We start from the raw sequence: 3874 nt of genomic DNA, 5'->3' as shown, positions 1-3874 counted from the left end.
AAAACCGCAGGTTGGGGGTTCGATTCCCTCCTGGCCTGCCAAATTTCGCCGATCGGGAAGGTGCGCGAGGAGGGGCTGCATGAAGGCCCTGATCCATCGTGTTCGATCAAAAAGATTCGCATGATCCCGAATCGACAAAGACTTCGAGAGCAAAGCAAAGAGCGAGTCATCCGATGAGTGCCAACCTTCAAACGGATTCTCCATCTCCGGCTTCCGACCGGATCAAGTGGCTGATTGCCGTCGCCTTGATCGTCGGCGGAATCGCCGGTTTTTACTATTGGTCCGAGGAGTCGCTGCTTTTGCGGGTCATCGGATTGTTGGTGCTCGTTGCGTTGGCGGTGCTCGTTGCGGTGCAGACCGAAAGCGGTCGTTCCGCATGGTATTTCGTCATGGATGCGCGCACGGAACTGCGCAAGGTGGTGTGGCCGAATCGCAAGGAAACCGTCCAGACCACGATGATCATTCTTGCCATGGTTACCGCGGTGGCCCTCATCTTATGGGGTCTCGATAGTTTTTTTGCATGGTCGGTCAAACTCTTGCTCGGCACGGGATCTTGAACCATGCTCGAAGATGAAAGGCCGGTCAAGCGCTGGTATGCGGTCCAGACCCATACCTCCGCCGAGAAGCGGGTCAAGGAATTTCTCGAAGAGCGAATTCGCACCAGCGATGCGCTTCGCACGAGATTCGGCGAAGTATGGTTGCCGACCGAGAAAATCGAGGAAATGAGGAACGGCAAGAAATACAGCAGCGAGCGCAAGATCTACCCCGGCTATGTGTTGGTCGAGATGGAGGCGGATCAAGAGACTTGCCGGTTGGTCAAGGATGTTCCGAAGGTGATCGAATTCTTGGGGCGACGCAAAGACGGCAAGCTCGACGGTGATGACCTTCCGACTCCCATCCCCGACGATGAGATCAATCGAATTCGGCTGCGCCAGCAAGAAGGGGACGACAAGCCTCGCCCGAAGGTGCTATTCGAGCCGGGCGAAACGGTGCGGGTCATCGAAGGTCCGTTCAAGGAATTCAACGGGGTGGTCGAGGAAGTCAGCTACGAGAAGAGCCGCTTGCGGGTGACGGTGCATATCTTCGGCCGACCGACCCCGGTCGATGTCGATTTCGGAGATGTCGTCAAGGATTGAGAGTCGGTCGAACGAAGCGTGCTCGTTTGAAAAATTCGTCCCCGTCGATACCGTCCGATAAAGGATGATCGATGGCGAACGGATAAAAGGCGAAATACGCGCTCGAAGACCCGCTTTTTTCGAACCCGGCCGGTTTTTCGCGACAATCTCGCATTTTTTCAAGGGGAAATCAGCGCTTCTTTCGTTGTTCGTCCTAAGCGAAACCATCGAAGGCGCTGTTTCAAGATCCTAAGGAGATCGAAGTGGCCAGAAAGGTCGAAGCCTATATCAAGCTCCAAGTCCCGGCGGGGCAGGCGAATCCCAGTCCGCCGGTGGGTCCGGCGTTGGGTCAGCACGGCCTGAATATCATGGAGTTCTGCAAGGCGTTCAATGCCCAGACCCAAAATTTGGAGCCGGGTCTGCCCACGCCTTGCGTGATTACGGCCTATCAGGATCGCACCTTCACCTTCGTCACCAAAACCCCTCCGGCCTCGGTCTTGTTGCGCAAGGCGGCGGGGATCGAAAAGGGCAGCAGCGTTCCGCATACCAAAAAAGTGGGCAAGGTTTCCCGTTCGCAGATCGAGGATATCGCCCGCCAGAAAATGCCGGATCTGAATACCGACGATATCGATGCCGCGATCAGCATCATTGCCGGTAGCGCGCGCAGCATGGGTATCGAATTGGAGGAGACATCCTAAGATGGCAAAGCGATCCAAGCGCTATCGGGAGGTAGCCGAAAAGGTCGATTCGGAAAAACTCTATCCGGTCGAGGAGGCTTTGAATATGCTCAAAGGCTTCCCCCCGGCTCGTTTTCCCGAATCCGTCGATGTCAGCGTCAATCTCGGGGTCGATCCGAGGAAGTCCGATCAGGTCGTTCGCGGATCGGTGGTGATGCCCAACGGCACCGGAAAGACCGCTCGGGTTGCGGTTTTCGCCCAAGGAGCGGCCGCCGATGCCGCCCGCGAGGCGGGGGCCGATCTCGTGGGGATGGAAGACTTGGCCGAGCAGGTGGAGGCCGGGAATATGGATTTCGATGTCGTGGTCGCCGCCCCCGATGCGATGCGCGTCGTGGGCAAGCTAGGACGAGTGCTGGGCCCCAGAGGATTGATGCCCAACCCCAAGGTGGGCACGGTGACTCCCGATGTCGCCGGTGCGGTGCGCAATGCAAAAGCGGGACAGGTGCAATACCGTACCGATCGCGCGGGGATCATCCACTGCAGCATCGGCAAGGTCGGTTTCGAAGTCGGGGCGTTGAGGCAAAACCTCGATGCTCTGCTAAGCGATTTGAATCGGATCAAGCCAAGCAGCGCAAAGGGGATCTACATGAAGAAGGTGACCCTTTCGACCACGATGGGTCCCGGCGTCGGGATCGAAAAGAGCAGTTTGGGGCTTTGAATCGCCAAATCGACGAGTGATGAGCGGCGAAAGACTCGTGCAGGCGTAATAAGCGGCTTAGAGAAGAGGGCTTCTTGCCGAATTGGATGGCATAGCCGGGATGGCAACGAGTGAATCGACTTTGGTCAGTCGGATGAGGGGACGTACAAGGTCATCGTCCTTCGCATCGGACGGACGTCAAAGACCGCAGGTGGATTTTTTCCTCAAATAGAGGCGGTATCGAAGCGAATCTTCAAAGCCCGATGGAAACGAGCATGCAAGGTGCCGTCGGCTTTCGTCTCTTCGAACCCCCTGACCTGCGCAGACGGATGGCCCGGGATTTTTTCGGCCACCGTGCGAGTGTTCTTGATCAAGGCCAACTTGGTCTTGCCAAGAACGTGAATCGAGCGAAGCGGTCGTTAGCGGTATCAAGGAGGGTTGTGACGTGGCTTTGTCCCTGATGCAAAAAAAGGCGGTGGTCGAGGAAGTTGCGGAAATCGCCAAGAGTGCGCATTCGGTGGTTGCCGCCGACTATCGAGGCTCGAGCGTCGCCCAGATGACGAGCCTGCGTGAGAAGGCCAAGCAATCGCGCGTCTACCTGCGGGTGGTGCGCAATACCTTGGCCAGGCGGGCGATCGAGGGCACGGATTTCGAATGCATGAGCGATCGACTCGTCGGCCCCTTGGTATTGGCTTTTTCCCAAGACGAACCCGCCGCTGCCGCCCGGGTGGTACGTGACTGTGCCAAGGAAAACGATAAGTTGATCATCCGTTTCGCGGCCTTCGACGGCACGATCATCGATGCATCGGATATCGAAAGCCTTGCCAGTCTTCCCACTCGAGAAGAGCTGTTGGGGCGTTTTCTCGGCCTGCTCACGGCACCGGTTTCCGCCTTCGTTCGTACCCTTGCCGAGCCTCCGGCCCAAGTCGTGCGCACTGTCGATGCAATGCGCCAAAAACAAGCCGAAGGCTGATCAACCCGAGCGCTCGGCGAAATCCCATCATCTTAGGTCCCATCATCCGAATTGTGAGGAGTCGATCGACATGTCGCTTTCCAATGCAGAGATTATCGAAACTCTGGAGAATAAATCCCTGATCGAGATTATCGGTCTCGTCAAGGAAATGGAAGAAAAATGGGGAGTCTCCGCGGCCGCGGTGGCCGCCGCTCCGGCGGGCGCGGCGGTGGCCGCTGCGGGCGAAGCCGAGGCCGCCGAGCAAAGCGAGTTCGACGTGGTCATGAGCGCTTTCGGCGATCAGAAGGTGGGAGTGATCAAGGTCGTCCGCGCCATCACCGGCTTGGGCCTCAAAGAGGCCAAGGAACTCGTCGCAATATCAAGGAAGGGATCGCCAAAGAAGAGGCGGAAGATATCAAGAAGCAGCTGGAGG

Annotated in this window: 6 protein-coding genes and 1 pseudogene; 6 read left to right on the top strand and 1 reads right to left on the bottom strand. The window is 57.4% G+C overall.

Annotated features, from left to right (window positions below; genetic code table 11):
- The first annotated feature begins 173 nt into the window (after positions 1-173).
- From secE to rplA, 4 genes are all read left to right on the top strand, one after another.
- Positions 174-557, top strand: a complete 384-nt coding sequence (gene secE / locus BF99_RS0119740; RefSeq protein ID WP_025772643.1) for a preprotein translocase subunit SecE — start codon at positions 174-176, stop codon at positions 555-557.
- A gap of 3 nt (positions 558-560) precedes the next feature.
- On the top strand, positions 561-1136 hold the full coding sequence (nusG, locus tag BF99_RS0119735; protein ID WP_025772642.1) for a transcription termination/antitermination protein NusG: 576 nt from the start codon (positions 561-563) through the stop codon (positions 1134-1136).
- Between the two features lie 242 nt (positions 1137-1378).
- Positions 1379-1813: a 50S ribosomal protein L11 gene (gene rplK, locus BF99_RS0119725; protein WP_025772641.1), complete on the top strand. Its 435-nt coding sequence runs from the start codon at positions 1379-1381 to the stop codon at positions 1811-1813.
- Position 1814: 1 nt separating this feature from the next.
- A complete protein-coding gene (gene rplA, locus BF99_RS0119720) occupies positions 1815-2510 on the top strand; it encodes a 50S ribosomal protein L1 (protein ID WP_025772640.1) in 696 nt (231 codons plus the stop codon).
- 203 nt (positions 2511-2713) lie between these two features.
- On the opposite strand, the gene BF99_RS23590 is transcribed toward rplA, so the two are convergent.
- Positions 2714-2863 carry a hypothetical protein gene (locus tag BF99_RS23590; RefSeq protein WP_197019240.1) on the bottom strand — a complete coding sequence of 50 codons (150 nt, stop codon included), beginning with the start codon at positions 2861-2863 and terminating at the stop codon, positions 2714-2716.
- A 77-nt stretch (positions 2864-2940) separates the two neighbouring features.
- Here BF99_RS23590 and rplJ point away from each other — a divergent pair, with 77 nt between their 5' ends.
- Together rplJ and rplL are read left to right on the top strand one after the other, a co-directional pair.
- Positions 2941-3462, top strand: coding sequence for a 50S ribosomal protein L10 (gene rplJ / locus BF99_RS0119710; protein ID WP_025772638.1), 522 nt, complete (start codon positions 2941-2943; stop codon positions 3460-3462).
- Positions 3463-3532: 70 nt separating this feature from the next.
- Positions 3533-3874 (top strand): annotated as a pseudogene (rplL, locus tag BF99_RS21625) (50S ribosomal protein L7/L12); the annotation flags it as partial.

This window comes from Thioalkalivibrio sp. HK1, from assembly GCA_000583135.1.
Classification (GTDB): Bacteria; Pseudomonadota; Gammaproteobacteria; order HK1; family HK1; genus HK1.
This window is presented reverse-complemented; position numbering and strand designations above follow the sequence as displayed.